This window comes from Streptomyces calidiresistens (genome assembly GCF_014141525.1).
Taxonomy (GTDB): Bacteria; Actinomycetota; Actinomycetes; order Streptomycetales; family Streptomycetaceae; genus Streptomyces; species Streptomyces calidiresistens.
This window is the reverse complement of the sequence record NZ_VKHS01000794.1, coordinates 1-2,419: the sequence shown is the minus strand read 5'-3', so window position 1 is coordinate 2,419 and position 2,419 is coordinate 1. Positions and strand designations below refer to the sequence as shown.

The window sequence follows — 2,419 nt, the reverse complement described above, 5'->3', positions numbered from 1 at the left end:
CACACCGGGGCCGCCCCCCATTCCGAGCCCGACCCGCACGCAGCTCATCACACCCGCGACCGCCGTCGGGAACGCGCCCGTCCCTCCGGGAGGGGCGGGCGGGACGCCCCCTCGCGGCACGGCGGTGAGAGCGATCACGGACACGCCGGGCACGCGGACCACGGCGATCACGTCGAGCGGTTCCGGCGACTGTTCCGGATCATGCTCCTCCTCGCCGTCCCGGTGGTGGCGTTCAACGACATGTTCGCCTCGCTCATCGGCTACCACCTGCCCGAGGGTGAATGGGTCCGGTGGGTTTCACCCGTATTGGGCACCGTCGTCTACCTCTGGGGTGGATGGCCGTTCCTGGTCGGTGCGATCGGCGAGTTCCGCTCCCGCAAACCCGGCATGATGCTGCTGATCAGCCTGGCGATCACGGTCGCCTTCATCGCCTCCTGGGGTGCGAGCCTGCGCCTGCTCGACCACGGGTTGAACTTCTGGTGGGAACTGGCCCTGCTGGTGGTCATCATGCTCCTGGGGCACTGGATCGAGCTGCGTTCCCTGGCCCGGACCACCTCGGCCCTGGACTCCCTCGCCGCCCTGCTGCCGGATGAAGCCGAAAGGCTGGACGGCGATCGGGTCGTGAAGGTCGCGCCGGCCGACCTGGCCGTCGGCGATGTCGTCCTGGTCCGGCCGGGCTCGGCGGTCCCGGCCGACGGGAGGATCATCGACGGGTCGGCCTCCATGGACGAGTCGATGGTCACCGGGGAGTCCGGGCCGGTGCACCGTGGGGGCGGTGAGCATGTGGTGGCCGGAACCGTGGCCACGGATTCCGGACTGCGTGTCGAGGTCACCGCCACCGGGGAGGACACCACCCTGGCCGGCATCCAAAAGCTCGTCACCGATGCCCGGGCCTCGTCCTCGCGCGCCCAACGGATCGCCGACACCGCTGCCGCCTGGCTGTTCTGGTTCGCGCTGGGCGCGGCCGCGGTCACCGCCGTCGTCTGGTTGCTACTGGGATTCCCGGACGCGGCGGTGGTGCGCACCATCACCGTGTTGGTGATCGCCTGCCCCCACGCCCTGGGTCTGGCGATCCCGTTGGTGGTCTCCATCGCCACCGAACGCGCCGCCCGCGGCGGCGTACTCGTCAAGGACCGCCTCGCGCTGGAATCCATGCGCACCGTCGACGCGGTCCTGTTCGACAAAACCGGCACCCTGACCAGGGGCGAGCCCACCGTCACCGCCATCGAGCCGGTCGGAGAACACTCGCGGGACGAGGTGCTGGCACTGGCGGCCGCGGCGGAGGCCGACAGCGAGCACCCCCTGGCCAAAGCCGTCGTCGGGGCCGCGACCACACACGGCCTGCCCGTGCCGAAGGCCACCGATTTCTCCTCCTCACCCGCCGTGGGCGTCGAGGCCACCGTGGACGGTCGGGTGATCGGGATCGGTGGCCCCCACCTGTTGGACCGGCACGACCGACGGGAACTGCCCATCGCCGATGACTGGCGCGACGAGGGCGCCATCATCCTTCACGTTCTCGCCGACGGCGAGGTGATCGGAGCGCTGCGGCTGACCGATGGGATCCGGCCCGAGTCGCGGGAGGCCGTCGACGCCCTCCACGCCGCCGGAGCCCGGGTCGTCATGATCACCGGGGACGCCCGAGCGGTCGCCGACGCCGTCGCCGGAGAGTTGGGCATCGACCGTGTCCTCGCAGGCGTTCGTCCCGAGGACAAGGCCGCCAAAGTAGCCGAACTCCAGGGGGAGGGCCACAGGGTCGCGATGGTTGGCGACGGCGTCAACGACGCGCCCGCGCTCGCCCGAGCCGACGTGGGGATCGCCATCGGCGCGGGCACCGACGTGGCCATCGGCTCCGCCGGTGTCATCCTCGCCTCCTCCGATCCGCGGTCGGTGCTCTCGGTCATCGACCTCTCGCGCGAGAGCTATCGGAAGATGAGGCAGAACCTGTGGTGGGCAGCCGGCTACAACCTCCTCTCCGTCCCGCTGGCCGCCGGCATCCTCGCGCCCATCGGCTTCGTCCTGCCGATGAGCGTCGGCGCGATCCTCATGTCCACCTCGACCGTCCTCGTCGCGCTCAACGCCCAACTGTTGCGTCGCCTCGACCTGTCCCCGGTGACCAGCACGGCCAAAATCGCCGGCCGGGAGGCGGGTCGATGACGGGCCGTCCCCTCGTCCACCGCTGATCGATCGTCGACGAGCCGGGGGGAACCGGACCACCGGGAACCCGCCCCGGACCACCCACGGCCGCGGCGGACACGGGTGGCGCAGCTTCCTCCCGCCCGGCGACGGGAGGACCGCCGCGATCCACCGGACCGGACTCCACACCGCCGGCACCTTCCTCCGGTCCGCGCCATGATCCAAACGGAACGGCCCGGGTGAGGCGGGCCCCGGCGGCTCCCGGCCCGCCCCCCCCCCGTGCCGG

General features: G+C 71.6%; 1 protein-coding gene. It reads left to right on the top strand.

The window, feature by feature from the left end:
• Positions 1-2,154: heavy metal translocating P-type ATPase (locus FOE67_RS22845; RefSeq protein WP_323385329.1), on the top strand; the 2,154-nt coding region annotated here is incomplete at its 5' end.
• Positions 2,155-2,419 lie beyond the last annotated feature (265 nt).